This window comes from Massilia sp. KIM (assembly GCF_002007115.1).
Lineage (GTDB): Bacteria > Pseudomonadota > Gammaproteobacteria > Burkholderiales > Burkholderiaceae_D > Telluria.
The window spans coordinates 236,022-262,106 of record NZ_MVAD01000003.1; the positions used below are offsets into that span (position 1 = coordinate 236,022).

Genomic DNA, 26,085 nt, shown 5'->3' on the forward strand with positions numbered 1-26,085 from the left:
CTGTTTTATGCAATTGAAATGAAAAGGCCGGGATTTCCCGGCCTGTGGAGCGGATCAGCGCGCGGACGCCACCCTCTCCGCCACGATTTTCGGGGTGATGAATACCAGCAGTTCGGTCTTGGTGTTCTCGCGGCCGGTGGATTTGAACAGGTGGCCCAGCAGCGGCACGTCGCCCAGCAGCGGCACCTTGTTCTCGCTGTTGCGCTCGGACTGCTGGTAGATGCCGCCCAGGACCACGGTGCCGCCGTTCTCGACCATCACCTTGGTCTTCACGTGCTGGGTGTTGATGGCGAAGCCGGCGCGCGTCTCGTCGCCCTTGGAGTCCTTGTTCACGTCCACCTCCAGCACCACGTTGCCGTCCGGGGTGATCTGCGGCGTCACCTCCAGGCGCAGGTTGGCCTTCTTGAACTGGATCGAGGTCGCGCCGCTGCTGGTGGCCACCTGGTAGGGCAGCTCGATGCCCTGCTCGATCACGGCGATCTGCTTGTCTTCCGTGACCACGCGCGGGCTGGAGATGATCTTGCCCTTGCCGTCCGCTTCCAGCGCCGACAGCTCCAGGTTCAGGAAGCGGTTGGCGGCCGAGGAGAACAGGCTGAAGGCCAGCGAGGAGGCCGGGACGCCGCCGATGCCGGCGGCCGGCAGGTTGACCATGGTGGTGTTGGTGTAGCCGTCGCCCTTGTCCGGGGTCTGGCCGGTGATCTGGCCGACGCCGGTCAGGTTGCCGCCGATGGCGATGCGCTCGTTGCCCTTGACCTGCCAGCCGCTGTCGCCGCCGCGCAGGGTGCGCAGGTCGGCGAAGCCGAGCTTGGCGCCCAGGTTGCGCGAGAAGCCGTCGTTGGCTTCGACCAGGCGCGCCTCGATCAGCACCTGCTTGGAGGCGATGTCGGTCTTCTGGATCAGCTTGCGGATGTCCTCGATCTTGGACGCGATGTCGGTCACGAACAGCTGGTTGGTGCGCGGGTCGATGATGGCGCTGCCGCGCTTGGACAGCACGCGGTTCTTGTTGTCCGGGGAAGACCCGCCGCTGTTGTCCAGGCCGAACACGGTGCGGAAGGACTCGGCCTTCTGGTAATTGAGCTGGAAGATCTCGGAGCGCAGCGGCTCCAGTTCGGCGATCTGGGCGCGCTGCTCGAGCTCGAGCTTTTCCTTGGTCAGCAGCTCTTCCTTGGGCGCGATCCACAGCACGGTGCCGTTCTTGCGCATGTCCAGGCCCTTGGCCTGCAGGATCACGTCGAGCGCCTGGTCCCAGGGCACGTCCTTCAGGCGCAGGGTCAGGTTGCCGGTGACGGAATCGCTGGTGATGATGTTCAGGCCGGAGATGTCGGCGATCGCCTGCAGGGCGGCGCGCACGTCCACGCTCTGGAAATTGAAGGACAGCTTCTCGCCGCGGTAGCCCTGGGTGCCCTGCCCCAGGCGGTTCGGGTCTTCCTTGACCGGACGCACGTCGACCACCAGCTGGGTGTCGCTCTGGTAGACCGACTGCTCCCAGGCGCCCTGCGCCTCGATGGTCATGCGCACGTTCTCGCCCTGGGCGCTGGTGCTCACGCGCGAGACCGGGGTGCCGAAGTCGGTCACGTCGAGGCGGCGGCGCAGGCTTTCGGGCAGGCCGGTGCGCAGGAAGTCGACCTGGATCTGGTTGCCGGCCTGGCGCACGTCGACCGCCACCTGGCTGCTCGGCAGGTCGACCACGACCCGGCCCTCGCCATTGCTGCCGCGGCGGAAGTCGAGGTTGCGCAGCATCTGCGGACGGGCCGCCGGGGCGGCGGGCGCGGCGGCGGGCAGGCCGGCGGCGTCGACCGCGCGCGCCAGGTTGCCGGTGCCTTCGACGGTCACGATCACCGACTTGCCGTCGATCGTGGCGGCGTAGTTCAGGGGACGCAGCAGGTTCAGCACCAGGCGGGTGCGCTCGCCGGCCTGCACCAGGTTCAGGCTGCGCACGTCGCCCAGGTTGATGTCCTGGCCGCTCTTGCCGGTGGCATTGGCGGTGGCGCCGAAGTCGAGCGCGATGCGGGCCGGGTTGGTGATCGAAAAGCCGATCGGCGCCTTGGCCGGGGCTTCGCGCATCGCGATGTTGAGCACCACGTTGGCGCCCTGCTGGTTGGCGCTGATCGATTCGATCGCGTTGCCCTGGGCCAGCGCGGCGCCGGCGCCGAGCGCCAGCAGCAGCGCGCCGCAGGCCCGCAGCAGTCCTGTCGGCAGGACCAGGCGGATCTTAGCTTGAGGGGTCATTTCCCGTTCTCCTTACCTTCATGCAGCTCGATCGTCGCCGTGCGCTCGACCCAGTCGCCAGTGGCGTCCTGCATCACTTCCCTGATGTGGATGGCGGCGTCGCTCACGCGGGTGACGACGCCATGATTCTGGCCGATGCGCTGGCCGCGCTTTACCTGGTACACCGCCTTGTCGATCTGGACCAGGGCATAGCTGGCGCCGGACTTCTCCATGGTGCCGACCATGCGCATGGTGTCGAGCGGGTAGTTCTCGAGCAGCTCCCGGGGCCGGCTCTCGTCCGGACGGTTCGGGTTGTTCGAGGTGGCGGCGCTGCGCGCCATCTCGCCCAGCAGCTTGTCGGGGTTGAAGGGCTCGGCCGCCCCGCCCGGCTGGTAGGCGTAGGGCACGAAGGGCTTCACGGCCGGCAGCGGCTTGACCGAGGGCCTGGTGTCCTTCTCGGTCTGCTTCATCCAGCTCTCGACTTCGCGCACGCCGCCGTCGCCGCAGGCGGCCAGCAGCAGGCTGCCCAGCAGGGGCAGGATCAGGCGGATGGGTTTCATTTGCGACCTCCCTCGGCCTTGGCCTTGGCCTTGGGCTTGCTCTTGGCGTCGTCCTTGTCGGCGTCGCCGCCCTTGCCCTTGCCCTTGCCCTTCTTGCCCTTGCCCTTCTTTTCCTCGCGCGCCAGGCGCTGGGCGCTCAGCTCGTCCTGGTCGAGATAGCGGAAGGTCTTGGCGGTGGCGGCCAGCTGCAGGCTGCCGTCCTTGGCGGTGTCGAGCGCCATGTTGTTCAGGGTGACGATGCGCGGCAGGTTGGCCATGTCGGCGGCGAAGGCGCCGATGTCGTGGTAACGGCCGCTCACCTTGATCTCGATCGGCAGCTCGGCGTAGTAGTCGCGCACCACTTCCTGGCCCGGCTTGAACAACTCGAACTGCAGGCCGCGGCCGACGCCCGCCTGGTTGATGTCCGACAGCAGGCGCGCCATCTCCGACTTGCTCGGCAACTGCTTCTCGAGCAGGACCACCGACTTGTCGACTTCGATCTTCTGCTGCTTGAGGGCGTCCAGGTTGATCGCCTGGGCGATCTTGGTCTTGTACTCGGCGCGCAGCTTTTCTTCCTCGCGCTTGCCGCGCTCCTGCTGCTCGAACTGGCCGTTCCAGTAGCCGAAGTAGCCCAGGCCGGTCACCAGCGCCACCACGCCGGCCGCGCACAGCAGGCGCGGGGCGATCGGCCACTGGCCCGGATGGCGGCCCTGCAGGTCGCGGAACTGGTCCGCCAGGTTGGCGCCGAGTTCTTTCAGGTCGATGTTCATGACTTCGCTCCCGCCTTGGCCGCGGCCGTCTTTTTGGCGGCGCTATCGGCGCCCTGCTCCGCTTCCTCGTCCTCGACGCGCGGGCGCTTGATCGAGACCGCGAGCGTGAACTCGACCACGGTGCGGCCGGTCTTGCTCTGCGCCAGGGTGGCGGCGCGCACTTCGGTCAGCTCGGGGCGTTCCAGCCAGGGCGACTGGCCGGACAGGTTGCGCAGCAGCTCGGCCACGCGCTCCTGCGACTGGGCGTAGCCGGTGAGGACCACGCGCTGGCCGTCCTGCTTGAAGGACTTCAGGTGCATGCCCTCCGGGGTCTGGCGGGCCAGCTCGTCGAGCAGGTAGACCGGCTGGTTGCGGTCGCCCTGGACGTCCTGCACCGCCTGCTGGCGGGCCTTGAGCGCCTCGATCTCTTCCTTCAGGTCCTTGATCTCGGCGATCTTCTTGTCCAGGTCGGCGTTGGCCTTCTTGAGCACCAGGTTGCGCTGGTTCTGGACCGAGATCTGGCGCGCGTTGTAGCCGCCGACGGCCAGCACGATCGCCACGCCGACCAGGCCGCCCAGCGCCAGCAGGGCGTAGAAGGCGGCCTGCTTCTGCTTGCGCTTGGCCTCGCGGTGGGGCAGGAGGTTAATGCGGATCATCAGCCGAACCTCCGCATGGCCAGGCCGCAGGCGACCAGGTAGGCGGCGCCTTCCTGGCGCAGCTGCTGTTCGCGCACCTGGGGGCCGACCTGCATGCCCTGGAAGGGGGTGACCAGGGCGGTCGGGATGCGGGTGCGGCCGGCCACGATGTCCAGCAGGCCCGGCGTCAGGGCGCAGCCACCGGCCAGGTAGATGCCGTCGATGCGGGTGTAGGGCGTGGAGGTGTAGAAGAACTGGATCGCGCGCGTGACTTCCAGCGCGGCGTTCTCCAGGAAGGGCGCGAGCAGGTCGGCGCGGTAGTTTTCCGGCAGGTCGCCCGCCTTCTTGCGGGTCTCGGCTTCCTCGAAGCTCAGGCCGTAGGCGCGCACGATGTCCTGGGTCAGGGTGTTGCCGCCGAAGGGCTGCTCGCGCTCGTAGACGGTGTCGCCATTGAGCATCACCGCGACGTGGGTGGCCTGGGAGCCCATCTGGAACAGGGCGACGATCTTGTCCGGGGCGCTGCCGGCGACGCGCTCGAGGGCGCTGCGCGCGGCATAGGATTCGATGTCCATCACGGTGGCGGTGAGGCCGGCCGCCTCGGCGATCGCGACCCGGTCCTCGACCTTCTCGCGGCGCGCCGCGGCCAGCATCACTTCCATGTCTTCCTGCGAATTCGGGGCCGGGCCGATCACGTCGAAGTCGAGGCTGACCTCGTCGAGCGCGAAGGGGATGTACTGGCTGGCTTCGGATTCGACCTGCACCTCGAGCTGGTCTTCGGACAGACCGGCCGGGAGGATGATCTTCTTGGTGATGACGGCGGCCGGCGGCATGCCGAGCGCAACGTGGCGGGCCCGGGTGCCGCTTTTCTTCCAGACGCGGCGCACGGCTTCGGCCACCTGGTCCATGTTCTCGATGTTGCCGTCGACGACAGCGCCGCGCGGCAGCGGCTCGGCGGCGTAGCGCTCCAGGCGCAGCTCGCCCTTCCCGGCGTCGCCCAGCTCGACCAGGCGCACGCCCGACGTGCTGATGTCGAGACCGGCCAACGGCGGGCTCGACTTTCCAAACAAGGCACCCAGATTGATCACGAGCCGACTCCCTCACCACCCCATGTCGCGCCGCTGGGGCTGCCAGGAACCTGCGCGCGACGTTTTTGTCTTATAAATCCAATGTTTAGTGCACATTTATAGGGCACCGCGTTGAATCGTAGCAATAAGGTTGACCACCGACAAGAAATTTCTGTACTGGAACATTACGATACGGCGTATTCCCGCCACATATTTCCACCCCGAGTACTCAGGCTTGCAACGCCTGTAATCTGCATGGCAACGACTGTGTATAACGAGGCAATGTCCTACGCTCCTGTTGCCGTAGATCTAGTATCAGGCACGAAAGCGCTGCCTTATAATGAGGCGGATCAATAAAGCGAAAGCCAGCATGAAAGAGAATCAAGCAGCATCCCCTTCGTCCTCTTCGAAATACAGCCCCAAGCGTCTGATCCTCATGGCCATCGGCGGCCTGTTCGGCCTGGCCGTGATCGGCGTGCTGGTCGTGGTCTTCGCGCTGGCCATGGCCTACCCGAACCTGCCGGCGCTGGACACCATCACCGACTACCGCCCCAAGATGCCGCTGCGCATCTTTACAGCGGATAACGTGCTGATCGGCGAGTTCGGCGAGGAGCGCCGCACCCTGGTGCATTTCAAGGACATCCCCGACGTCATGAAGAAGGCGGTGCTGTCGATCGAGGACGACCGCTTCTACGAGCACAGCGGCATCGACTACTGGGGCATCCTGCGCGCGGCGTTCAAGAACGCCACCAGCAGCACGCGCCAGGGCGCCTCGACCATCACCCAGCAGGTGGCGCGCAACTTCTTCCTGTCCTCGGAACAGACCTTCAAGCGCAAGGCCTACGAGGCCCTGCTGGCCTGGAAGATCGAGAAGAACCTGTCCAAGGACCAGATCCTCGAGCTCTACATGAACCAGATCTACCTGGGCCAGCGCGCCTTCGGCTTCCAGTCGGCGGCCCAGATCTACTTCGGCAAGGACCTGCGCGACATCACCGTGGCCGAAGCGGCCATGCTGGCCGGCCTGCCGAAAGCGCCGTCGGCCTACAACCCGGTGGTCAACCCGACCCGCGCCAAGACCCGCCAGCAGTACATCCTGCAGCGCATGCATTCGCTCGGCTACATCACCGACGCCCAGTACGCCCAGGCCAAGGAAGAGCCGCTCAAGATCAAGTCGGACAGCAACGCCTTCGGCGTGCACGCCGAGTACGTGGCCGAGATGGCGCGCCAGCTGGTGTACGAGCAGTTCAAGGAAGACACCTATACCCGCGGCCTTAACGTGTTCACCACCATCACCAAGGCCGACCAGGACGCGGCCTACCTGGCGGTGCGCCGCGGCGTGATGGAGTACGAGCGCCGCCACCCCTACCGCGGCCCCGAGGGCTACATCGAGATCCCGAGCGCCAAGGGCGAAGCCGACGAAGCCATCGAGGCCGAGCTGGCCGAGCACCCGGACAGCGACAACATCGTGGCCGCCATCGTGCTGCGCGCTTCGCCCTCCGAGGTCTCGGCCACCATCGCCTCGGGCGAGACCATCAAGATCACCGGCAGCGGCCTGTCCTTCGCCAAGTCCTGGCTGGCCGAGAAGGCCGCGCCCAACCGCCGCATCCGCCGCGGCGCAGTGATCCGCGTGATGCAGGACGACGATTCCAAATGGTTGATCACCCAGATGCCGGAGGTCGAATCGGCCTTCGTCGCGGCCAGCGCCGAGGACGGCGCGATCCGCGCCCTGGTCGGCGGTTTCGACTTCAACCGCAACAAGTTCAACCACGTGACCCAGGCCTGGCGCCAGCCGGGTTCCTCGTTCAAGCCCTTCATCTACTCGGCGTCGCTGGAGCGCGGCCTGTCGCCGGCGACCATCGTCAACGACGCCCCGATCTCCTTCGACGCCGGCCAGACCGGCGGCCAGGCCTGGGAGCCGAAGAACTACGACAACAAGTACGAAGGTCCGATGACCATGCGGCGCGGCCTGACCCAGTCGAAGAACATGGTCTCGATCCGCATCCTGAACAAGATCGGCGCGCGCTACGGCCAGGAATTCGCCACCCGCTTCGGCTTCGACGCCGAGCGCAACCCGGCCTACCTGACCCTGGCCCTGGGCGCGGGCGCGACCACCCCGCTGCAGATGGCCGGCGCCTACGCGGTGTTCGCCAATGGCGGCTACCGCATCAGCCCCTACCTGATCTCCAAGGTGACCGACGCCGACGGCAAGGTGCTGTCCGAGGCGCGTCCCGAGCGCGCCGGGGTGGAAGCCAACCGCGTGATCGACGCCCGCAACGCCTTCCTGGTCGACAGCATGCTCAAGGACGTGGTGCGCTTCGGCACCGCGACCAAGGCCTTGTCGCTCAAGCGCAGCGACATCGCCGGCAAGACCGGCACCACCAACGACTCGATCGACGCCTGGTTCGCCGGCTACAACCCGAAACTGGTGGGCATCGCCTGGATCGGCTACGACCAGCCCAAGAACCTGGGCAACCGCGAGACCGGCGGCGGCCTGGCGCTGCCGATCTGGATCAGCTACATGAGCAAGGCGCTCAAGGGCGAACCGGTGGAGGAGCGCGAGGCGCCGCCGGGACTGGTGTTGTACGGGAACGAGTACTACTACGCCGAGAATCCGCCGGGCACCGGGGTGCAGACCCTGGACGTGGGGCCGCCGCCTGCGCCGGCCGAGCAGAAGGCGCGCGATGCGGTGAGGAACGAGCTGTTCTGAGTCGGGTGCTGCTGCTCGAGCAGGCGGTGGGCGAGCAAACTTGGGTCCCCGCCTGCGCGGGGACGACGTTGTTTTCGGCCGGGGGAGATATGTGGCGGCGACTTCGGCGAGGACCGAAGTCGTGCTCCTCCGATTCCATGCATTCCACGATACATCTCACCGTCGTTCCCGCGACGGCCTCGGCGGCCCCGCGGGAACCCGAGTTTGCAAACCCACCGCAACAATAAAAACGGCGCCCTCGGGCGCCGTTTTCGCATCCTTGCCGCAAGCCTGCTCAGGCGAGCGTCACCTGCGCCCCGCCCTGCTCGCCCGCATAGCGCGACAGGGACGTGAAGAGCTCGGAATCGTCGCGCGTATTGCGCCACTCGTCCCCCACCCGCTTGTAGTGGTAGCCGCCCGAACGCGCCGCCACCCACATTTCCTGCAGCGGCGCCTGGCTGTTGACGATGATCTTCGAGCCGTTGTCGATGAACTCGATCTCAAGCACGTTGCCGCTGCGCTTGCACTCCACGTCGATCACATCCTCGTCGTTCAGACGGTCGAAAGCCTGCTCGATCCGGTCCAGGGTGCTTTCGGCCAGGTCCAAAAATTCGGTTTCGGTCATGCTACACTCCAAAATCTGCCAATAATCCGTGATTCTAATCGTGAAGTCCTCCCTCGCGCTCCCCACCGCGGCGATTCTGTTCGCCGGACTGCTGGCCGGCTGCGGCCAGACCGGTCCGCTCTACATGCCGAATCCGCCCGCCAAGCCGGCCCCGGCCCAGGTCGAAACCCCGCCGCAGCCCGTCACCACCAACAACGCCACCACGCCCGCCCCCACCAAGTAAAGTCCGCCATGTCGCATTTCTCGTACCAAGACGGTGTCCTGCACGCCGAAGCCGTCGCTTTGCCCGCCATCGCCGAGCAGTTCGGCACGCCGACCTATGTCTATTCCAAGGCCGCGCTGCTGGAGAACTTCGCCGCCTACCACGACGCCTGCCGCGGCCGCGACGCGCTGGTGTGCTACGCCATGAAGGCCAATTCCAACCTGGCCATCCTGGACCTGCTGGCGCGCCAGGGCGCGGGCTTCGACATCGTCTCGGGGGGCGAGCTGCTGCGCGTGATCGCCGCCGGCGGCGATCCGGGCAAGACCATCTTCTCGGGCGTCGGCAAGACGGTCGAGGAAATGCGCCTGGCGCTCGAGAAGGGCATCCTGTGCTTCAACGTCGAGTCGATCCCCGAACTGCACCGCCTCAACGAGGTGGCCGGCAGCATGGGCAAACGGGCCCCGGTGTCGCTGCGCGTGAACCCGAACGTGGACGCCAAGACCCACCCCTACATCGCGACCGGCCTGAAGGCCAACAAGTTCGGCGTCGCCTTCGACGACGCGCTCGCCACCTACCGCGCCGCGGCCAGCCTGCCGCACCTGGACGTGGTCGGCATCGACTGCCACATCGGCTCGCAGCTGCTGGACGACGCGCCGCTGCTGGAAGCGCTGGACAAGCTGATCGAGCTGATCGACGCCCTGGGCGACGAAGGCATCCACCTGCACCACCTCGACATCGGCGGCGGCCTGGGCGTGAACTACGGCGCGGAAGGCGACAAGCCGCCGGTGCCGGTGGGCGACTACCTGGCGCGCCTGTTCGCGCGCATCGACGCCTGGCGCGCCGCCAAGCACGGCGGCCAGCCGATCAAGGTGATCTTCGAGCCGGGTCGCTCGATCGTGGCCGACACCGGCGCCCTCCTGACCCGCATCGAATTCCTCAAGCCGGGAGCCGAGAAGAACTTCGCCATCGTCGACGCCGCCATGAACGACCTGATGCGCCCGACCCTGTACCAGGCCTGGATGCCGGTGCAGCCGGTGGCGCCGCGCGAGGGCGCGACGCTGAGCTACGACGTGGTGGGACCGGTGTGCGAATCGGGCGACTGGCTGGCGCGCGAGCGCGAACTGGCGGTTGAGCCGGGCGACCTGCTGACCGTGATGATGGCGGGGGCCTACGGCCACACCATGTCCTCGAACTACAACACGCGCGGCCGCGCGGCGGAAGTGATGGTCGACGGCGACAAGGTGCACCTGGTGCGCCGCCGCGAAACGCCGCAAGAGCTGTTCGCGCTCGAATCGACCTTGAAGTGAAGGCCTGCCGCCGCCAGGGCGGCAAGCCGTATGTTCAGGCGGGCGCGCCGCGCTGCACGCGCGCCCTGCTCCACCATACCCTCAGCCCCAGCAGCAGCAGGACGATGACGCCGAACAGGATAGGCTGGGCGAAATCGTTCTTCCCCGCCTTCATCCACCAGAAATGCAGGATCGCCAGCGGCGCAATCAGGTAGATCAGCCGGTGCAGCCACTGCCAGCGCTTGCCGCCGAGGCGCTTGATCATCCCGTTGGTGCTGGTCGCCGCCAGCGGAATCAGGAGCACGAAGGCGGCGAAGCCCACCGTGATGAAGGGCCGCTTGAGCACGTCCTTCCACATCTCGCCCCAGTCGAAGAAGTGATCGAACCAGAGGAAGGTGGTGAAGTGCAGCAGCGCGTAGAAGAAGGCGAACAGCCCGACCATGCGGCGCAGGCGCACCACCCAGTTCCAGCCCGTCAGGCGCCGCAGCGGCGTCACCGCCAGCGTGATGCATAGGAAGTAAAGCGCCCAGTCGCCGGTCTGGTGGGTGATGTACTGCAGCGGCTCGGTCAGCGCGCCCTGCACCGTCAGCCAGGCCATGCTGGCGAAGGGCAGCAGGGCCGCCACGAACAGCACGGCCTTGATCCAGCCGACCTGGCGGGTGGTGGGGTTGAAGGCCATGATGTCAGTAAAACTTCTTCAGGTCCATGCCGGTGTAGAGCGAGGCGACCTGGTCGTAGCCGTTGAACATCAGGGTCTTGCGCTTGGGCTGGAAGAAGCCGTCCTCGCCGATGCGGCGCTCGCTGGCCTGCGACCAGCGCGGGTGGTCGACGTTCGGGTTCACGTTCGAATAGAAGCCGTATTCGTTGGGCGCCGAATCGTTCCAGGCAGTGCGCGGCTGGTTCTTCACCAGGCGGATGCGCACGATCGACTTGGCCGACTTGAAGCCGTACTTCCAGGGCACCACCAGGCGCACCGGCGCGCCATTCTGGTTCGGCAGCACCTGGCCGTACATGCCGAGGGTCAGCAGGGTCAGGGGATGCATGGCCTCGTCCATGCGCAGGCCTTCGACGTAGGGCCAGTCGAGCACCGAACTACGGATGCCCGGCATCTGGCTGCGGTCCGCCAGGCTGGTGAATTCGACGAAGCGCGCGTTGCCGGTCGGCTCGACCTGCTTGAGCAGGTTGGACAGCGAATAGCCGACCCAGGGAATCACCATCGACCAGCCTTCCACGCAGCGCAGGCGGTAGATGCGTTCTTCCAGCGGCGCCAGCTTGAGCAGGCGGTCGATGTCGAGGGTGATGGGCTTCTTGACCTCGCCGTCGATGGTCACGGTCCACGGGCGGGTGCGCAGGGTGTGGGCGTTTTCCGCCGGGTCGGACTTGTCGGTGCCGAACTCGTAGAAGTTGTTGTAGCGGGTCGCATCCTTGAACGAGGTCTGCTTTTCCTGGGTCGACAGGGCCGGGTTGGCGCTGGCCGCCAGGCGCTGGGCCGCGTTCTGGGCGAAGGCCTCGCGGTTGGCCATTTCCCAGATGCCTGAACCGACGGCGGCGGTGGCGGCGACGCGGGCCAGGAAGGCGCGCCGGCCTTCGTAGACCTCGCGCGGGGTGATCTCGGATGGGTACGGGAGGTCGATCCCGTTGGGGCTGGGTTTGATGAGCATGGAGGGCTCCGCGAGCAGTGGAAACGCCACATTACACGAATTGGCTTAAGTGAAGGTTAGACCCTCTTTCTTCCCTTCGGCACAGCGGCGGGCGTCCGGGTCAAGCCTGTGACAGCGCGAACATGCGAGCGAATGAATGTGTCGAAGAATCTTACATTGACCAGTAGCAACAATAGTAAATACATGATTTCATGAGTGATTTCCCGTTGGCATGATCATTGCATTAAGTAAATCGCAGTTGATTATTGCCAAATCATTTCGACAGGCCCGTGACAGTTCACACCGGCCTCCCGGACCCAAACCCCGTCCGGATCCTTATTCCACCCATTGTTCGGGGAACCCCTCCATGAAACGCAGTCTCCAGACGACTATCGTCGCGCTCTTGCTCGGCGCAGCCACCCAGGCCTCGGCGGCCCAGATCAGCCTCAAGGCCGGGCTGGCGCCCGGGTATCTCGGCGCAGGCAGCTACCACAGCAGCTTCGACGCGAGCCTCGCCCTGCCCAAGGCATTCACCATCCAGGGCCTGTCCATTTCCTTCCTGTTCAGCGATGACCAGGACAGCTACGTCGACTTCTATGGCCCGAGCAAGACGGTGGCTGCCGGACCGACGTGGGACACCAGCACGCTGGAGTACTTCAACAAGACCAAGATGACGAGGACCGGAACCCGCGTCTTCGAGGGCGAATCGGTCACGCTCTCCTTCGGTTCCCTGGTGCTCGACGGCACGACCGAGGACCAGGGCGGCGCCATCGCGACCACCAGCACGAAAGGCGCCTCGCTTGGCACCAAGCTCATGAAGAACGGCGGCGAGGCATGCACGGTCGCCGGGAAATCGGGCTGCAAGAGCTACAGCGTGTACAGCGTCAAGGACAACGAGACCACCTGGACGCAGGTGAACTTCAGCGGCGACTTCGGCGTCGGCGAGTCGCTGATGTCCCAGCAGGACCTGCTGGACGCGCTGCTGTCGACCCGGATGCTGAACTTCCAGCTCGACGTGCTGGGCGACCTGAACCTGGTCGGCGCAAGCCTGAACATCGACTACACCGAGCAGGTGAAGAGCCTGCCCACAGCCGCGGTGCCGGAACCCGGCTCGGTCAGCCTGTTCGGCGCGGCCCTCCTGGGCATGGCAGGCATGCGCCGCCGGCGCAAGGCCTGAGCGTCTGCCTCCAGCGCATCGTCGCGGCGCGGCGATGCGCGTGCCAGCCCTCGGCGACTCTTCCAGCGCCGTCCCCCCTCCTCCCCATCTCGAGCCGCGAGCAGCTGCGCCGGACATACCGAGCTACCGCCTGGGCGGCGTCCGGCAGGCGGTGGCCGAGTGGTCCGTCAAGGAGGCCAGTGCTGTCGCGAAGAATTCGGTCACCTTTCTCACGCGGGCCGGGATGAATTTGCGATTCGGCCAGACCAGGCTGACGTCGCGCGTGCTGCCGACGAACTCGTCGAGGACAGTCATGATGTCCGGATGACGCAGCTCGCCAACCAGGGAGGCGCGGTTGAACATCCCGATGCCGATGCCGTCTTTGACGGCCGACAGGATCGTTTCGACCGTATTCGAGCGCAGATTGCCGCGCACCGCGACACTGAAGCTGCCGTCAGGCCCCTGGAAAGGCCAGTCCGACATGTCGTTGAACACGAGGCAGTTGTGATCGACGAGCTCCGCCGGCGTCTCCGGGATGCCGTGCCGCTCGAAATACTGGCGCGATCCAGCGCACACGAGGGAAGTGCTGGCCACCTTCTTCACAACGGCATCGGGATGCTTCAGCGGACTCACCCTGATCGACAGGTCAATGCCTTCCGCCGGCAGGTCCCAGACGCTGTCTGACAAGCGCAGATCGAGCTCGAGCTTGGGATACAGGGCCAGCAGGCGGGGTATCAAGGGCAGCACGTGAAGACGGCCGAAGGTGGCGGAGGCGGCCACCCGGACAAGGCCCGAGACCTCGAGCCGGCTCTCCACGATCTCGCCATCGGCCAGCGCCATCTCGTCGAGCAAGGGCTTCATGCGCTCGTAGTATTTCCGCCCCTGCTCGGTGAGGATCACGCTGCGGGTGCTCCTGTTGAACAGCTGAATACCCAAGCGCGCTTCCAGCGAACCCACGGCCTTGCTGATGGCCGACTGCGAGTCGCCGGTGCGCCGGGCCGCTGCGGAAAATCCGCCGGCCTCGACCACCGCCACAAACGCATTCAGTTCCTGGAATCGGTCCATCTCGTCCTCATCAGTGTGCACAGGCCAGCAATATCCACGCGATATCCGTCGAACCCAGGTTTATATATTCCAATTCGGAATATAACTGATTATAAACGCATGGATTATCGCGCTCTCCCTCATAAATTACGATGTCCTCCGGTCGCCCCGAAAGGCGCACCAGATCAACCACCCATCATCGATGAAGGATCGACATCATGAGCACTGAATCCATCCAAGCGGCCGCGTCGGTCGCCCTATCCCAACACCTCGCCGGCAAGAAAATCGTGGTCGTCGGCGGAAAGACCGGCATCGGCCTGGGCGTCGCGCGGGCCGCGCAGGCGGCGGGCGCTTCCGTGGTCCTCGCCAGCCGGCGCATTGCGTCGGTACAAGAGCGGCCGGAGCTGGCCGATTTCACCCAGGTGCGCCTGGACATGCGCGACGAAGCGTCGGTCAAGGCGGCCTTCGAGGCCATCGGCCCCTTCGATCACCTGGTCGTCACCGCCGCGCCGGATCTCGGCACCTGGGGCGCGTTCATGGACGAGAGCGCGGACGGCGCGCGCAGCTATATGGAAGGCAAGTACCTGGGCAGCTGGATGTGCGCACGCCATGGCGCGCCGAAACTGCGCGCCCAGGGTTCGATCACCTTCCTGACCGGTGGCCTGGCCGTGCGGCCAAAACCCGGCTATGCCGCCGTGACTTCGGCCTTCGTGGCAGTGGAGGCCTTGTCGAAGTCACTCGCGCTGGAGCTGGGGCCGATCCGCGTCAACACGATCCGCCCGGGCTTCGTCGATACCGACATGTGGAGCTTCCTGCCCACGGATGCCCGCGAGGGGCTGAAACGCCAGGTCGAGGAAAGCTTCCCGGCACGGCGTACGGGCAAACCGGAAGACATTGGCCATGCGGCGCTGTTCCTGATGACCAACCCCTACGTCACCGGGACGGTGATCGAAGTCGCCGGGGGCGAGAACCTGGTCCCCAGCCTGGGCTGAGCAAGGACGGCTGCCGCGCAGCCCGCTCCCACCACCATCACGAAAGGACTTCAGCATGAAAGAACAAGACCGTTCCAGGTTCTCCGGCGCCGAGGCATCCATGCCGGCGCGACGCAGTTTTCTTGCACGCACGAGCGGCGCCCTCGCGGGCGCGCTGGCCAGCGGCGTGGTACTGGGCGATGCAGCCGCGCAGGCCGCAGGCAACGAAAGCGAATCGGGTGCTCGCGCGCTTGGCAAGCCGGGCGGAGGCAAGGGTTTCTGGCCGAACGGCGCGCGCCTGGCGGTCAGCGTGTCGATGATGTTCGAAGGCGGCGGCCAGCCGATATCCGGAGCCGGCGGGCTGATTCCGGAACCGATCGCCAGGGGCGTGCCGGACCTGCCGACCAACGCCTACTTCGCCTACGGCTACTACGAGGGCATTCCACGGGCGCTCGACCTGTTCGACAAGCACGGCATCAAGGTGTCCTCCTTCATGATCGGCGAAGCCATCAAGAAGATGCCCGACCTGGCCCAGGAAATCGTCCGACGCGGCCACGAGGCGGCGGCGCATGGCCGCACCTGGAGCAACTCCTACCATCTGTCGCGCAGCGAGGAAAAGCGCTTCATCGCGGACTCCGCTGAAACCATCCTGCGCATCACCGGCCAGCAGGCGGTGGGATGGAACGCCTACTTCCTGCGCAATTCGGTGCATATTCTGGAAACGCTGCAGGAGCTCGGTTTCCTCTATCACATCGACGAGCCCAGCCATGACGAACCCTTCATCGTTCCCGTCAAGGGCAAGGACTTCGTCACCGTTCCCTACACCTTCCACCTGAACGATATCTCGGCCTATCCGTTCGACGGCTACAACCCGATGGCCTACGAGCAGGCGCTGAAGGACGAGTTCGATCAGCTCTACGAGGAAGGCGCGCATCGCCGCCGCATGATGCTGGTCGGCTTCCATGACCGCATCAACGGCCACGCCAACCGCATCCGCATGCTGGACCGCTTCTTCACCTACGCGAAATCCAAGCCGGATGTCTGGTTCGCGCGCAAGGACGAGATCGCACGCTGGGTGCTGGAGCACCGCGAGGATACGCCGGTACTGCGGCGTGGACCGGCCGCCCTCTCGGGCCTGCCGGGGCCCGGCTGAGGCAAGCAGCGGCAGCTCATGCGGCTCGGTCGACGCCGCGCCGGCGGCGCAGCAGGGTGAAGACGACAGGCAGCCCGAGCAGCAGGATCGCGGCCCGGGAGGGCTCCGGTACCGGCGAAACCGTCCCCCGCAGGCTGCCGCCCAGGCTCAGGAAGCCGAGGCCGCCGCCGGTCCCGAAGCTGTACTGCACACCGAGGGTTTCCGAAAACGCCGCCGTGCCATTGCCGGTACCGATACTCGTGATCCCGTAGCTTATCTCGCCGTCATCGGTGGTCCCGAACAGGCTTGCCGACGCGTAGGTCGGATCGGCGCCGGCGTCACCATGGGTGGCGACGCGGGCCTCGGCCGTGAAAATCACCTGCGTGTTCGGCGAGGCCTGAAAATTGTAGTCGGAGGTCCCGGCAATGTGCGTGTTCTGATCTCCGAGGGTAAGGCTCAAGCGCAGGCCTTCCGCGGAGACTTCGCCGAAGACGGCATTCGCGCCTTGGGTCAGGTTCAGTTGCCCGTGCTGATCCAGGGAATCGCGCAATATGCCGCCGGACGGCTGCAGGATCGACGCGCTAATGCTTCCCCAGCGACCGGCCAGTTGCAGCCAGGGAGCCTACCCGTCGTCCGGGGCAAGGTCGATGAGCCGATAGCTCAGCCCCGTGACGGATACCTCGGCACGCGGCGGCGAGGCGACCGACTGCGCCATCGCATGCGTGCCGCACAGTGCGCCCGCCAGCAATATTGTTCTGCAGAATAAAGTGAGCTTCACCGGCGCCTCCCCATGGTCACAGCCTTGCGCTACTCTGCACCAGGTCCATGGAATGCAGCGCCCGGCTGAACGGGCCACTGCCGGCATGGCGTCTATGAAAACGCCGCGCCGGCCTGAGCGACGAGGTCCTCTCGCCGGGTAGCTGCTAAGCCCTGGCGCGCGGTTTCAGGCGGAAGCTGATGCCCATGCGATTGATCGCATTCATGGCGGCGATCACGATCGTCAGCTCGACCAGGGCCTGTTCGCCGAACGCCGCCAGGGCCGCCGCGTAGGCCTCGTCCGAGGCATGGGTTTCGCTCACGCGCGTCACTTCCTCGGCCCAGGCGAGGGCCGCCCTTTCCTGGTCCGAGAACAGATACGCGACCTCTTCCCAGACCGGCACCAGCACGATCTTGTCGACCGACATGCCGTGCTTGATGAGATCGCGCGTATGCACGTCGATGCAGTGCGCGCATCCATTGATTTGTGAAACCCGGAGAAAGACGAGGTGGATCAGTCCGGCGTCGAGCCCCGTGCCCGTCGTGACGTAGTGGTGGAGGGCTCCCAGCGCCTTGGCGCCGTCCTGCGATACCTGAAACCAGTTTGCGCGATTCATCGTTCTTGCTTCCTTTCCTGAAGTGGATGATGCGGCGGTCGCGAACGAGCGCCCGCCGTCATCCATGAGACGTGGGGCGCTGCGTCCTTGTGACAGCCCCGATGAACGCGTCACAAAAGCGGCGCCAGGATCGTCTTGGAAGTATTGATCTCATTCCGGGATAGCCATGAAGTCCGCCGACCTGCTCGCATTCGAAGCCTTGCGCCCACGCCTGTTCTCGATCGCCTACCGCATGCTGGGCATGCGCGCCGACGCGGAAGACGTAGTCCAGGATGCCTGGCTGCGCTTCAGCGCCGGCGCCCGCGATGAACTCAGGTCGGCCGAAGCCTGGCTGGTGACCATCACGACACGCCTGTCGATCGACCGCTTGCGCAGCCGGCAGCACGAGCGCGAGGCTTATACCGGCTGGTGGATTCCGGAACCCGTGGTCGAGATGGTGGAAGACACGCCCGAGACCGCCGTCGAACTGGCAAGCGAAGTGTCCGTCGCCATGCTCTGGGTGCTGGAACGCTTGACGCCCGAGGAGCGCGCCGCCTTCCTGATGCGCAAGGTGTTCGACCAGGATTACGCCGAGCTCGCGGCCATGCTCGGCAAGAGCGAAGCGGCTTGCCGGCAACTCGTCCACCGGGCCCAGGAACGGATACGCCAGGAGAGCCCGCGTTTCGCGGTCTCGAAGCACATGCACCGCGCCGTCCTCGACAAGTTCATGCAGGCGGCAGCCAGCGCCGATCGCGATGCGATGAAAAACCTGTTATCGGCCGATGTCGAGTACCGGGCAGACGGTGGAGGCAAAGTGCCGTCCCTGGACAAGCTTCTCGTCGGCACGGGACGCGTGGCGGGGCTGTATTGGGCGGTCGAGCACGCCTTCCCGGAACGGGTGGACTACAGGATGGCGCGCGTGAACGGCGAGCCCGGACTGCTGCGCTACATCGACGGCAAGCTCGAATCGGTGCAGTCTTTCTGCATCGACGCGGGCGCCATCACGCATATCTATGTCGTCCGGAACCCGGATAAATTACAGGGCATTCCTTCGCTGCATTAATCGTCTCCGGGCGCATCGATCCCGCGCACGTGGCGCGCGACGATCTCCGGCAGCATCTCCAGCACCAGTTCCCGCCCCAGCATGCCGTCCGCCGCGCGCAGCGCGTCGCCCAGGGCCTCGGTGCTGAAGGCGGCCAGCGCCGCTCCGGCCGAAGCGATATGGCTCAGGTGCCAGGGTTCGGGATACATGCCGCCCCGATAGCGGCGATAGGGCCGGAAGAAGCCGAAGCGCGCGATGTGGACGTCGAGCCAGGCGTGCAGGCCTTCGTAGACGCCGCCCGGCGCCACCTCCTGCGGCAGCAGCCGGGTGCGGTAGCCCTCGGGCATCGCATTGCGGTCGAAGACGTCGATGTCGGTGCCCCAGTGGCGGCGGGTGGCGCCCGGCAGGCCGGACCAGCCGAGGATGGCCCAGACCAGCTCTTCCGGCGACATTGCGGCGTGCTCGCGCACCTGGCCGTGGATGTCGTGCAGCACGCCCTGCCCCGACCATTTCCTGTTCCAGATGTTGAGCTGGGCCCCGAAGGGACGCCAGGAGGCGATCGGCAGCAGGTCGATGCCGTCCTGGGCCGCGGCCGCGCGCAGGGCCAGGAAGGCCTGGGCCACCTCGGGACGGGCGGCGAAGCGCGGCTGGGAGTATTGCTGGATGTGGCTGCGCGCGAGCCCGGTCAGCTCGCGCGCGTCGAAGGCGGGCCCGTTCACGACGTGCGCCGCCGGCGGATCAGAGCTCGCCGTAGGAGTGCAGGCCGGACAGGAACATGTTCACGCCCAGGAAGGCGAAGGTGGTCACCAGCAGGCCGACCACCGCCCACCAGGCCGCCACGCGGCCGCGCAGGCCGGACATCAGGCGCATGTGCAGCCAGGCCGCGTAGTTCAGCCAGACGATCAGGGCCCAGGTTTCCTTCGGGTCCCAGGACCAGTAGCCGCCCCAGGCCTCGGCCGCCCACAGCGCGCCCAGGATGGTGGCCACGGTGAAGAAGGCGAAGCCGACCGAGATCGACTTGTACATCACGTCGTCCAGCACCTCCATCGACGGCAGGCGGTCGGCCAGGATGCCGTGCGACTTCAGCAGGTAGGCGGTGCCGACCATCGCGGCCAGGGCGAAGGTGCCATAGCCGATGAAGTTGGCCGGCACGTGGATCTTCATCCACCAGCTCTGCAGGGCCGGCACCAGCGGCTGGATGTCGGCGGCGTCGCGCGAGACCGTGTACCACAGCAGGAAGGCGACCGCCGCGGCGATGATCAGGAGCACGAAGGGGCCCAGCTGGCGGGTGGCGTAGCGCTCTTCGTAGTACAGGTAGAACATGGCCGTGATCAGGGCGAACAGGATGAAGACCTCGTACAGGTTCGACACCGGGATGTGGCCCACGTCCGGCCCGATCAGGTAGGACTCGTACCAGCGCACCATCATGCCGGTGGCGCCCAGCACCACGCCGGCCCAGCACAGCCGGGTGCCGACGCCGCTGCCGAAGCCGCTGCGGCTGAACAGGCCGACCCAGTAGAACACGGTCGAGAACACGAACAGCGCGCTCATCCAGAGGATGGCGGACTGGCTCGACAACATGTACTTGAGGAAGAATTTCTGGTTGGCGGCCGCCAGCACGCCGTCATACATGCCGATCGCGCCCAGCGACAGCGCGCCCACCAGGGGCAGCAGCCAGCGCATCGGTTTCCAGTGCCAGCCCAGCACCGCGAAGGTCGGCGCGGTGCACAGCAGGATCGTCTTTTCGTAGACGTCCATGAAGTCGGCGTAGCGGTTGAGCGCGAACAGGGCCGCCGCGCACAGCGCCAGGGCGTACACCCAGTCGAAGGCGTTCAGGCGACGGAAGTAACCGGGCTCTTCCTTGTAGAGCTCGGCGCGGCTTGCTTGGGACTGGGACAATTCCATGTTTTCCTCCAGGTCACTGCCTTAGCTTACGCCTGTTGCGGCAGCTTGGCTTTCAGTTCGTCGTACTCGCGCTCGAAATCGAGCGTCTTGCGCTGGGTGCTCATGGCCATCAGGGCGTGGGCGCCCTGCTCGCTGTCGCGCACCCAGATCCAGAGGCGGCGCTCACGAATATAGAACATCGCGAACACGCCCGCCACCAGCAAAAGGCAACCCAGGTAGACCACGTTCTTGCCCGGCGAGCGGGTCATCTGCAGGACCGAGGCCTTGATCTCGGTAAATTCGTCCAGTTGCAGGTAGACCGGGGCGCCATACAGGAAGCTGTCGGACAGCGCATTGGTCGCCAGTTGCAGGAAACGGCCATTGGCTTCGCTGGCCTCGGCGGCCGGGATGCCGGCGCGCTCGCGCGACACCTGCCACAGTTCCCACAGCGAGCCGTTGAGCATCTTCATGAAGATGCCGGCCGCCTTTTCCTGCTCGGCCTGGGGAATCTGCTCGAGGAACTGGGCCACGCCGACGAAGCCGCCACGGCCAGCGGCGCCGGCGAAGATGTCCAGGGTGCGGGCGCTGGATTCTTCCAGCTGGGCCGCCAGGCCGCCGGCGCGCTGGGCGGGGGCCAGAGCGCGGGCCGCGTAGCGGCGCGCCGCCGCGCGCCTGGCCTCGGGGTCGGACAGGGCGGCGCGCAGGCGCATCCAGTCGCCCACGCCGAACTTGTCGTCGGCCGGGATGCGCAGGAAGCTGAACTGCTCCGAGGGGCTGGAGCGCACGCCGGCCAGGTAGACCTGGGCGCCCTCGAGGGTCACCGGCTGCATGTAGTTCAGGAATTCGCGCGCCTGGCCGGTCTTGTCGCGCAGCTTGTACTGCACGCTGGGGCCGACGTTCTTGAGGTCCTTGTTGTGGGCGTTCTTGCCTGCCGAGCCGCTGGCCTTGCCGAGGGTGGCGGCCAGTTGGGCGTTGAACGATTCGTCTTTCTTGACCGCCGCCACGTTGCCGCCCGGATTGACGTTCTCGACGTTGAAGGGACGGAAGCCCGACCACTCGATGGTATAGCTGTCTTCGCCGACCTTGAGCGGGGTGCTGCTGCTGACTTCGCCCGACACCGGGAAGGTGGCGGCGCTGCCGCCGGTCATCGGGAAGCCGGTCAGCTTGAGCTTGCTGCCGCCGTCGTCGAAGCTGGACTGGTAGACCGCGACGCCCTTGTAGATCAGGGGATGGTTGACCTTGATGCTGGCCGGGAAGGTATGGCCGTTCTCGAGGTCGCGCACCACGACTTCGCTGGCGAACAGCTTGGGCATGCCGGTCGAGTAGAACTCGATGATGAATTTCTTCAGCTCGATCGAGAAGGGCAGTTCCTGCACCAGCACGCCGTTCGGCTGGGTCAGGATGGCGGTGTTGGCGACCTGCCCTTCGGCGATCGCGGTATTGCCGCGGAAAGTGGGGTTGGACGTGCTCAGGCGGTGCTGGGCCGGGATGTTGGCGATCACGCCGCTGCCGGTAAACGGGGTCTTGCCGAAGAACCACTGCTGGAACTTGACGGGCAGCTCGGAGTCCAGCATGCCGCCCAGCAGGATCACGATGATGGCGCTGTGGGCGAAGATGTAGCCGAACTTGTTGCCGGCGCCCTTCTTGGCGGCGACCAGGGTGCCGCCATCCTTCTCGACGATCTTGACCGCGTAGCCGCCGTGGCGCAGGCGGGCCGCGCTCTGGGCCGCCAGCTCGGCGCGCGCCAGCGGCGCCTGCCACTCCAGCTTGTGGTGGAAGTTGCGCAGCGATTCCTCGCGCACGTTCTCGCGCCAGCTGCGCATGTCGCGCACCATCTTGGGGGCATTGCGCACCACGCACAGGGCGGTGGAGACGATCAGCACCACCAGGATCAGCAGGAACCACCAGCTCGAGTACACGCTGTACAGGCCGAGCGCGGCGAACACCTCGAACCAGAACGGACCGAACTGGTTGACGTAGTTGGGCATCGGTTCGTTCTGCTTGAGCACGGTGCCGATCACCGAGGCGATCGAGATGATGGTCAACAGACTGATGGCGAAGCGCATCGAGGACACCAGCTCGACGGCGTCGGCCAGGCTGCGATGGCGGGTCTTGAGTTCGATTCCGGTGGTACTCATCTCTACAGCTACTCTTCAGGGCATCCGGTGGATGCAAATCAACCCAGAATACAACAAAAAGGGCAGCCAGCTCGACGCTGCTGCCCTATTTTATTTCCTATGGGATACTTTTGCGGATTATTTGAGGCCGGAGATGTAGTCGCTGACCGCCTTCATCTCGGCCGGCGAGAGGCGCTGGGCCAGGGTGGTCATCTGCGGGCTGTTGTTGCGGCCGCCGGCCTTGAAGGCTTCCAGCTGAGCATAGGTGTAGTCCTGGTGCTGGCCTGCCAGGCGCGGGTACTGGGCCGGGATGCCGTGGCCGTTGGCGCCGTGGCAGCTGGCGCAGGCGGCCACGCCCTTCTCGTTGATGCCGCCGCGGTAGATCTTGCGACCCAGTTCCACGGTGTCCTTGCTCTTGGCGGCGCCCGGCTTTTGCTGCTGGGTGGCGAGGTAGGCGGCGATGTGCTTCTTCTCGTCGTCGCTCAGCATCTTGGAATAGGTCGTCATGACCGGCTGCTGGCGGTTCGGGGTGGTGAAGTCGACCAGTTGCTTGTAGGTGTAGGCTTCGATCTGGCCAGCCAGCTTGGGGTTGGCCACGATGGTCGAGTTGCCGGCGGCGCCGTGGCAGGACATGCAGGCCGGCAGGCCGCGGGCGGCGTCGCCGCTATCGTACAGGGCGCCACCCTTGGCCGGATCGGGCTTGGCGGCGGCGGCCTTCGGGGCATCGGCCGCGACAGCGCTACCGCAGACAGCCAGGGCAAACAGAGATTTCACCAACGCAAACGTCAAACGATTCATTCACTCACCCTGAAAAAGTCGAAAACAAAATCGGAATGTCAGTGCAGCAGGCCCTACCCGCTCCGTGCTGGAACGCGACCCGTCATGGGTCCCCTCCCCGGGAGCAGCAAATAACCCCTTATTGTACAATAGCTTTGTTTCTCCATCGCCATTCCGTTGTCATTTACACCTTTTCTCATGTCCAAATTATGGCAGGCCCGGTTCTTCACGACCGTCAATCAGCTGCGCGATCTTCCCACGACCAGGGTTCCCGAGATCGCCTTCGCCGGGCGCTCGAATGCGGGCAAATCCACGGCGATTAATATTCTCACCAACCAGAAGGGCCTGGCCTTCGCGTCCAAGACGCCGGGCCGCACCCAGCACATCAACTTCTTCTCGATCGGCGGCGCCCACGTGGGCCAGCACCGCAAGGACGCGGTGCGGGTCGACGAGATCGAAGCCCTGCTGGTCGACCTGCCCGGCTACGGCTATGCCGAAGTCTCGGGCACGGCCAAGCTGCACTGGCAAAAGCTGCTGGGCGACTACGTCCAGCGGCGCGAACAGCTGGCGGCCCTGGTCCTGATCATGGATTCGCGCCGTCCCTTCACCGACCTCGACCTCCAGATGCTCGAGTGGTTCGCACCGACCGGCAAGCCGATCCACTGCATCCTGACCAAGGTCGACAAGCTCAACCGCAACGAATCCACCAATGCCCTGCGCCAGGCGCGCCAGGTGCTGGACAGCTACGTCGACGAGGAAGGCAATGGCTTCCCGTTCACGGTGCAATTGTTCTCCGCCCTCAAGCGCGTGGGTATCGACGAAGCCAACGACAAGATCATCGAACTGCTGGGCCTGGGCGAGGACGAAGCGCCGCCGGCGGACGAGGACCAGGGCGACGACGCATAATTTTTTTCGGAAGACAGCGATGACCATCATTACTCCCGCCTCCTACCCGAGCGCGCGCATGCGCCGCATGCGCCGCGACCCGTTCTCGCGCGCCCTGATGCGCGAGAACGTGGTGACCGCCTCGGACCTGATCTACCCGGTCTTCATCCTCGACGGCCAGAACCAGCGCCAGCAGGTGGCCTCGATGCCGGGCGTCGAGCGCATGTCGGTCGACGTGCTGCTCAAGGTGGCGGAAGAATGCGTGGCGCTCGGGATCCCGCTGCTGGCCCTGTTCCCGATGGTGGACGCCTCGCTCAAGACCTATGACGGGGTGGAAGCCACCAACCCGGAAGGCCTGGTGCCGCGCGCGGTGCGCGAACTGAAGCGCCACTTCCCGCAGCTCGGCATCATGACCGACGTGGCGCTCGACCCCTACACCACCCACGGCCAGGACGGCTTGCCGGACGAGAACGGCTACATCGTCAACGAGAAGACCATCGAGATGCTGGTTCGCCAGGCGCTGGCCCAGGCCGATGCCGGCGTGGACGTGGTGGCGCCCTCGGACATGATGGACGGCCGCATCGGCGCGATCCGCCAGGCGCTGGAAGACAAGGGCCACATCCACACCCGCATCATGGCCTATTCGGCCAAGTACGCCTCGGCCTTCTACGGTCCCTTCCGCGACGCGGTGGGCTCGGCGGCCAACCTGGGCACGGCCGACAAGAACACCTACCAGATGGACCCGGCCAACAGCGACGAGGCGCTGCGCGAAGTGGCGCTCGACCTGGCCGAAGGCGCCGATATGGTGATGGTCAAGCCGGGCATGCCCTACCTCGACGTGGTGCGCCGCGTGAAGGACGAATTCAAGGTGCCAACCTTCGCCTACCAGGTGAGCGGCGAGTACGCGATGATCAAGGCGGCGGCGCAGAACGGCTGGCTGGATCACGACAAGGTCATGATGGAATCGATGATGGCCTTCAAGCGCGCCGGCGCCGATGGCGTGCTGACCTATTTCGCGCTGGAGATCGCGCGCAAGCTCAAGGCGCAGGCCTGATCGCGGGCCCGGGCCAGGCGCGGCCGGCGAGGCGCGGCCGGCGAGGCCCGGGCGGCGGCGCCAGGTCGCGCCGGGCTGCGTGGCCGGCGCGCAGCGGCTAGCCGTTCAGGCCCGGGTGCTGCGCCAGGCTGGCGTACAGGTGTTCCGTGAACACCCTGATCCGGTTTACCCGCCTCATGTCCGGATGGGTCAGCACCCATACTTCGGTATCCAGGCCGGCGTCCGGCTCGGCCAGGCGCAGCAGCCCCGGACGCGCGTCTCCCAGCAGGCACAGCAACATCCCCGCCCCCACGCCGGCGTCCACCGCGCCCGCCATCCCCAGCAGGCTGTCCATGCTAAGCACCCGCTTCTCCTCCGGCACCCGCTCGCGCAGCCAGCGCGCCTGGCGCAGGTGTCCCAGCCCTTCGTCCGGCGCCACCCAGTCGTAGCGGCCCCAGTCGCCCATCGTCCCTGACGGCAAGCGCTCCAGGTAAGCGCGTGAGGCATAAGGCGCGGTCCTGAGCCTGCCCACCTTGCGCCCCACCAGGTTTTCCGGCGGCGCGCTGGAGGGGCGCAGCGCCACGTCGGCCTCGCGCCGGGTCAGGTTGAGAAAGCCGTTGTCGACCGTGACCTGGAGCCGGATACCCGGATGCGCCGCGCGAAAGCTGGCCAGCGCCGGCAACAGCAGGGCCTCGAGCAGGGTGTCGGTGGTGGTCACTCTGATCGTTCCCTGCAGGGCCGCGTTGCGGCCGCTCATGCGGCGCTCCAGGTCCTGCATCCCCTCGTCCACGGGCCCCAGCAGGGCCAGCAATTCCTCTCCGGCCGGGGTCAGCACGTAGCCGCTCTGGAAGCGTTCGAACAGGCGCACGTCCAGGCTCTGCTCGAGCTTGTCGAGGCGGCGCAGGATGGTCGAGTGGCTCTGGCCCAGCCGGCGCGCAGCCGCCGACAGCGAGCCGGATTCGGCCACGGCATAAAAGTAGCGGCAATCGTCCCAGTTCATGCTTGTGCAAAAATGGCGAAGGGTTAAGCGAAGATTGCTAATGGAACTCCATTCTTGC

The 26,085-nt window shown here is 66.0% G+C and carries 25 protein-coding genes; 9 read left to right on the plus strand and 16 right to left on the minus strand.

Annotated elements, in window-relative coordinates; genetic code table 11:
- Window positions 1–54 precede the first annotated feature (54 nt).
- The 5 genes from pilQ to B0920_RS21325 are packed head-to-tail and all read right to left on the minus strand — an operon-like array spanning window position 55 to window position 5,216.
- Window positions 55–2,229, minus strand: a complete 2,175-nt coding sequence (gene pilQ, locus B0920_RS21305) for a type IV pilus secretin PilQ family protein (protein ID WP_078034697.1) — start codon at window positions 2,227–2,229, stop codon at window positions 55–57.
- Complete coding sequence (locus B0920_RS21310; RefSeq protein WP_078034698.1) at window positions 2,226–2,768, minus strand: pilus assembly protein PilP; 543 nt, start codon at window positions 2,766–2,768, stop codon at window positions 2,226–2,228. The genes pilQ and B0920_RS21310 overlap by 4 nt, the downstream gene beginning before the upstream one ends.
- Window positions 2,765–3,517, minus strand: coding sequence for a type 4a pilus biogenesis protein PilO (locus tag B0920_RS21315; RefSeq protein ID WP_078034699.1), 753 nt, complete (start codon window positions 3,515–3,517; stop codon window positions 2,765–2,767). Before B0920_RS21315 ends, B0920_RS21310 begins: the two co-directional genes overlap by 4 nt.
- The gene (locus B0920_RS21320; protein WP_078034700.1) at window positions 3,514–4,152 is read right to left on the minus strand and encodes a PilN domain-containing protein; all 639 of its coding nucleotides are present in this window, start codon (window positions 4,150–4,152) and stop codon (window positions 3,514–3,516) included. The genes B0920_RS21315 and B0920_RS21320 overlap by 4 nt, the downstream gene beginning before the upstream one ends.
- Window positions 4,152–5,216: a pilus assembly protein PilM gene (locus tag B0920_RS21325; protein WP_078034701.1), complete on the minus strand. Its 1,065-nt coding sequence runs from the start codon at window positions 5,214–5,216 to the stop codon at window positions 4,152–4,154. The genes B0920_RS21320 and B0920_RS21325 overlap by 1 nt, the downstream gene beginning before the upstream one ends.
- A gap of 349 nt (window positions 5,217–5,565) precedes the next feature.
- Here B0920_RS21325 and B0920_RS21330 point away from each other — a divergent pair, with 349 nt between their 5' ends.
- Window positions 5,566–7,902 carry a penicillin-binding protein 1A gene (locus tag B0920_RS21330; protein ID WP_078034702.1) on the plus strand — a complete coding sequence of 779 codons (2,337 nt, stop codon included), beginning with the start codon at window positions 5,566–5,568 and terminating at the stop codon, window positions 7,900–7,902.
- A gap of 274 nt (window positions 7,903–8,176) precedes the next feature.
- On the opposite strand, the gene cyaY is transcribed toward B0920_RS21330, so the two are convergent.
- Window positions 8,177–8,506 (minus strand): iron donor protein CyaY, encoded by a 330-nt coding sequence (gene cyaY, locus B0920_RS21335; protein ID WP_078034703.1) that lies wholly within the window; start codon window positions 8,504–8,506, stop codon window positions 8,177–8,179.
- Between the two features lie 40 nt (window positions 8,507–8,546).
- On the opposite strand from cyaY, the gene B0920_RS21340 reads away from it, so the two are divergent.
- Together B0920_RS21340 and lysA are read left to right on the plus strand one after the other, a co-directional pair.
- Window positions 8,547–8,729 carry a lipoprotein gene (locus tag B0920_RS21340; protein ID WP_229455864.1) on the plus strand — a complete coding sequence of 61 codons (183 nt, stop codon included), beginning with the start codon at window positions 8,547–8,549 and terminating at the stop codon, window positions 8,727–8,729.
- 8 nt (window positions 8,730–8,737) lie between these two features.
- Window positions 8,738–10,015 (plus strand): diaminopimelate decarboxylase, encoded by a 1,278-nt coding sequence (gene lysA, locus B0920_RS21345; RefSeq protein WP_078034705.1) that lies wholly within the window; start codon window positions 8,738–8,740, stop codon window positions 10,013–10,015.
- Between the two features lie 34 nt (window positions 10,016–10,049).
- Here the strand turns inward: lysA and B0920_RS21350 are convergent, their stop codons facing one another.
- Entirely contained in the window at window positions 10,050–10,673 is a 624-nt protein-coding gene (locus tag B0920_RS21350; RefSeq protein ID WP_078034706.1) for a sulfite oxidase heme-binding subunit YedZ, read from the minus strand.
- A 4-nt stretch (window positions 10,674–10,677) separates the two neighbouring features.
- Window positions 10,678–11,655 (minus strand): protein-methionine-sulfoxide reductase catalytic subunit MsrP, encoded by a 978-nt coding sequence (msrP, locus tag B0920_RS21355; protein WP_078034707.1) that lies wholly within the window; start codon window positions 11,653–11,655, stop codon window positions 10,678–10,680.
- A gap of 346 nt (window positions 11,656–12,001) precedes the next feature.
- Here msrP and B0920_RS21360 point away from each other — a divergent pair, with 346 nt between their 5' ends.
- Window positions 12,002–12,811, plus strand: coding sequence for a PEP-CTERM sorting domain-containing protein (locus B0920_RS21360; protein WP_179119263.1), 810 nt, complete (start codon window positions 12,002–12,004; stop codon window positions 12,809–12,811).
- A gap of 123 nt (window positions 12,812–12,934) precedes the next feature.
- On the opposite strand, the gene B0920_RS21365 is transcribed toward B0920_RS21360, so the two are convergent.
- Window positions 12,935–13,855 carry a LysR family transcriptional regulator gene (locus B0920_RS21365; RefSeq protein WP_078034709.1) on the minus strand — a complete coding sequence of 307 codons (921 nt, stop codon included), beginning with the start codon at window positions 13,853–13,855 and terminating at the stop codon, window positions 12,935–12,937.
- A 197-nt stretch (window positions 13,856–14,052) separates the two neighbouring features.
- On the opposite strand from B0920_RS21365, the gene B0920_RS21370 reads away from it, so the two are divergent.
- Together B0920_RS21370 and B0920_RS21375 are read left to right on the plus strand one after the other, a co-directional pair.
- Complete coding sequence (locus tag B0920_RS21370; protein WP_078034710.1) at window positions 14,053–14,826, plus strand: SDR family oxidoreductase; 774 nt, start codon at window positions 14,053–14,055, stop codon at window positions 14,824–14,826.
- Window positions 14,827–14,881: 55 nt separating this feature from the next.
- The gene (locus tag B0920_RS21375) at window positions 14,882–15,958 is read left to right on the plus strand and encodes a polysaccharide deacetylase family protein (protein WP_078034711.1); all 1,077 of its coding nucleotides are present in this window, start codon (window positions 14,882–14,884) and stop codon (window positions 15,956–15,958) included.
- A gap of 16 nt (window positions 15,959–15,974) precedes the next feature.
- Here B0920_RS21375 and B0920_RS21380 read toward each other — a convergent pair whose 3' ends face one another.
- Window positions 15,975–16,487 carry a PEP-CTERM sorting domain-containing protein gene (locus B0920_RS21380; RefSeq protein ID WP_179119264.1) on the minus strand — a complete coding sequence of 171 codons (513 nt, stop codon included), beginning with the start codon at window positions 16,485–16,487 and terminating at the stop codon, window positions 15,975–15,977.
- A 373-nt stretch (window positions 16,488–16,860) separates the two neighbouring features.
- Window positions 16,861–17,310, minus strand: coding sequence for a carboxymuconolactone decarboxylase family protein (locus B0920_RS21385; RefSeq protein WP_078034713.1), 450 nt, complete (start codon window positions 17,308–17,310; stop codon window positions 16,861–16,863).
- Window positions 17,311–17,476: 166 nt separating this feature from the next.
- Here B0920_RS21385 and B0920_RS21390 point away from each other — a divergent pair, with 166 nt between their 5' ends.
- On the plus strand, window positions 17,477–18,352 hold the full coding sequence (locus tag B0920_RS21390) for an RNA polymerase sigma-70 factor (RefSeq protein WP_078034714.1): 876 nt from the start codon (window positions 17,477–17,479) through the stop codon (window positions 18,350–18,352).
- Here B0920_RS21390 and B0920_RS21395 read toward each other — a convergent pair.
- The 4 genes from B0920_RS21395 to B0920_RS21410 all read right to left on the minus strand — a co-directional run bounded on the left by B0920_RS21395 (window position 18,349) and on the right by B0920_RS21410 (window position 23,130).
- On the minus strand, window positions 18,349–19,050 hold the full coding sequence (locus B0920_RS21395) for a M15 family metallopeptidase (RefSeq protein WP_078034715.1): 702 nt from the start codon (window positions 19,048–19,050) through the stop codon (window positions 18,349–18,351). The two genes, B0920_RS21390 and B0920_RS21395, sit on opposite strands and share 4 nt — an antisense overlap.
- A gap of 19 nt (window positions 19,051–19,069) precedes the next feature.
- On the minus strand, window positions 19,070–20,236 hold the full coding sequence (gene ccsB / locus B0920_RS21400; RefSeq protein ID WP_078034716.1) for a c-type cytochrome biogenesis protein CcsB: 1,167 nt from the start codon (window positions 20,234–20,236) through the stop codon (window positions 19,070–19,072).
- A gap of 26 nt (window positions 20,237–20,262) precedes the next feature.
- Window positions 20,263–22,353, minus strand: a complete 2,091-nt coding sequence (locus tag B0920_RS21405; RefSeq protein WP_078034717.1) for a cytochrome c biogenesis protein ResB — start codon at window positions 22,351–22,353, stop codon at window positions 20,263–20,265.
- 117 nt (window positions 22,354–22,470) lie between these two features.
- Window positions 22,471–23,130 (minus strand): cytochrome c, encoded by a 660-nt coding sequence (locus tag B0920_RS21410; protein WP_078034718.1) that lies wholly within the window; start codon window positions 23,128–23,130, stop codon window positions 22,471–22,473.
- A 177-nt stretch (window positions 23,131–23,307) separates the two neighbouring features.
- Here B0920_RS21410 and yihA point away from each other — a divergent pair, with 177 nt between their 5' ends.
- The gene (gene yihA, locus B0920_RS21415; protein WP_078034719.1) at window positions 23,308–24,015 is read left to right on the plus strand and encodes a ribosome biogenesis GTP-binding protein YihA/YsxC; all 708 of its coding nucleotides are present in this window, start codon (window positions 23,308–23,310) and stop codon (window positions 24,013–24,015) included.
- A 19-nt stretch (window positions 24,016–24,034) separates the two neighbouring features.
- The gene (gene hemB / locus B0920_RS21420; protein WP_078034720.1) at window positions 24,035–25,048 is read left to right on the plus strand and encodes a porphobilinogen synthase; all 1,014 of its coding nucleotides are present in this window, start codon (window positions 24,035–24,037) and stop codon (window positions 25,046–25,048) included.
- A gap of 97 nt (window positions 25,049–25,145) precedes the next feature.
- On the opposite strand, the gene B0920_RS21425 is transcribed toward hemB, so the two are convergent.
- Window positions 25,146–26,027, minus strand: a complete 882-nt coding sequence (locus B0920_RS21425) for a LysR family transcriptional regulator (protein ID WP_078034721.1) — start codon at window positions 26,025–26,027, stop codon at window positions 25,146–25,148.
- Between the last annotated feature and the right edge of the window lie 58 nt (window positions 26,028–26,085).

Excerpts from the sequence above, each read along its gene's own strand:
- msrP (WP_078034707.1), bottom strand. The coding sequence starts at position 11,655 with ATGCTCATCAAACCCAGCCCCAACGGGATCGACCTCCCGTACCCATCC.
- B0920_RS21350 (WP_078034706.1), bottom strand. The coding sequence starts at position 10,673 with ATGGCCTTCAACCCCACCACCCGCCAGGTCGGCTGGATCAAGGCCGTG.
- B0920_RS21315 (WP_078034699.1), bottom strand. The coding sequence starts at position 3,517 with ATGAACATCGACCTGAAAGAACTCGGCGCCAACCTGGCGGACCAGTTC.
- B0920_RS21385 (WP_078034713.1), bottom strand. The coding sequence starts at position 17,310 with ATGAATCGCGCAAACTGGTTTCAGGTATCGCAGGACGGCGCCAAGGCG.
- B0920_RS21320 (WP_078034700.1), bottom strand. The coding sequence starts at position 4,152 with ATGATCCGCATTAACCTCCTGCCCCACCGCGAGGCCAAGCGCAAGCAG.
- ccsB (WP_078034716.1), bottom strand. The coding sequence starts at position 20,236 with ATGGAATTGTCCCAGTCCCAAGCAAGCCGCGCCGAGCTCTACAAGGAA.
- B0920_RS21375 (WP_078034711.1), top strand. The coding sequence starts at position 14,882 with ATGAAAGAACAAGACCGTTCCAGGTTCTCCGGCGCCGAGGCATCCATG.
- pilQ (WP_078034697.1), bottom strand. The coding sequence starts at position 2,229 with ATGACCCCTCAAGCTAAGATCCGCCTGGTCCTGCCGACAGGACTGCTG.
- B0920_RS21390 (WP_078034714.1), top strand. The coding sequence starts at position 17,477 with ATGAAGTCCGCCGACCTGCTCGCATTCGAAGCCTTGCGCCCACGCCTG.
- B0920_RS21360 (WP_179119263.1), top strand. The coding sequence starts at position 12,002 with ATGAAACGCAGTCTCCAGACGACTATCGTCGCGCTCTTGCTCGGCGCA.
- B0920_RS21330 (WP_078034702.1), top strand. The coding sequence starts at position 5,566 with ATGAAAGAGAATCAAGCAGCATCCCCTTCGTCCTCTTCGAAATACAGC.
- B0920_RS21370 (WP_078034710.1), top strand. The coding sequence starts at position 14,053 with ATGAGCACTGAATCCATCCAAGCGGCCGCGTCGGTCGCCCTATCCCAA.
- B0920_RS21365 (WP_078034709.1), bottom strand. The coding sequence starts at position 13,855 with ATGGACCGATTCCAGGAACTGAATGCGTTTGTGGCGGTGGTCGAGGCC.
- lysA (WP_078034705.1), top strand. The coding sequence starts at position 8,738 with ATGTCGCATTTCTCGTACCAAGACGGTGTCCTGCACGCCGAAGCCGTC.
- B0920_RS21410 (WP_078034718.1), bottom strand. The coding sequence starts at position 23,130 with ATGAATCGTTTGACGTTTGCGTTGGTGAAATCTCTGTTTGCCCTGGCT.
- B0920_RS21425 (WP_078034721.1), bottom strand. The coding sequence starts at position 26,027 with ATGAACTGGGACGATTGCCGCTACTTTTATGCCGTGGCCGAATCCGGC.
- B0920_RS21310 (WP_078034698.1), bottom strand. The coding sequence starts at position 2,768 with ATGAAACCCATCCGCCTGATCCTGCCCCTGCTGGGCAGCCTGCTGCTG.
- B0920_RS21405 (WP_078034717.1), bottom strand. The coding sequence starts at position 22,353 with ATGAGTACCACCGGAATCGAACTCAAGACCCGCCATCGCAGCCTGGCC.
- hemB (WP_078034720.1), top strand. The coding sequence starts at position 24,035 with ATGACCATCATTACTCCCGCCTCCTACCCGAGCGCGCGCATGCGCCGC.
- cyaY (WP_078034703.1), bottom strand. The coding sequence starts at position 8,506 with ATGACCGAAACCGAATTTTTGGACCTGGCCGAAAGCACCCTGGACCGG.
- yihA (WP_078034719.1), top strand. The coding sequence starts at position 23,308 with ATGTCCAAATTATGGCAGGCCCGGTTCTTCACGACCGTCAATCAGCTG.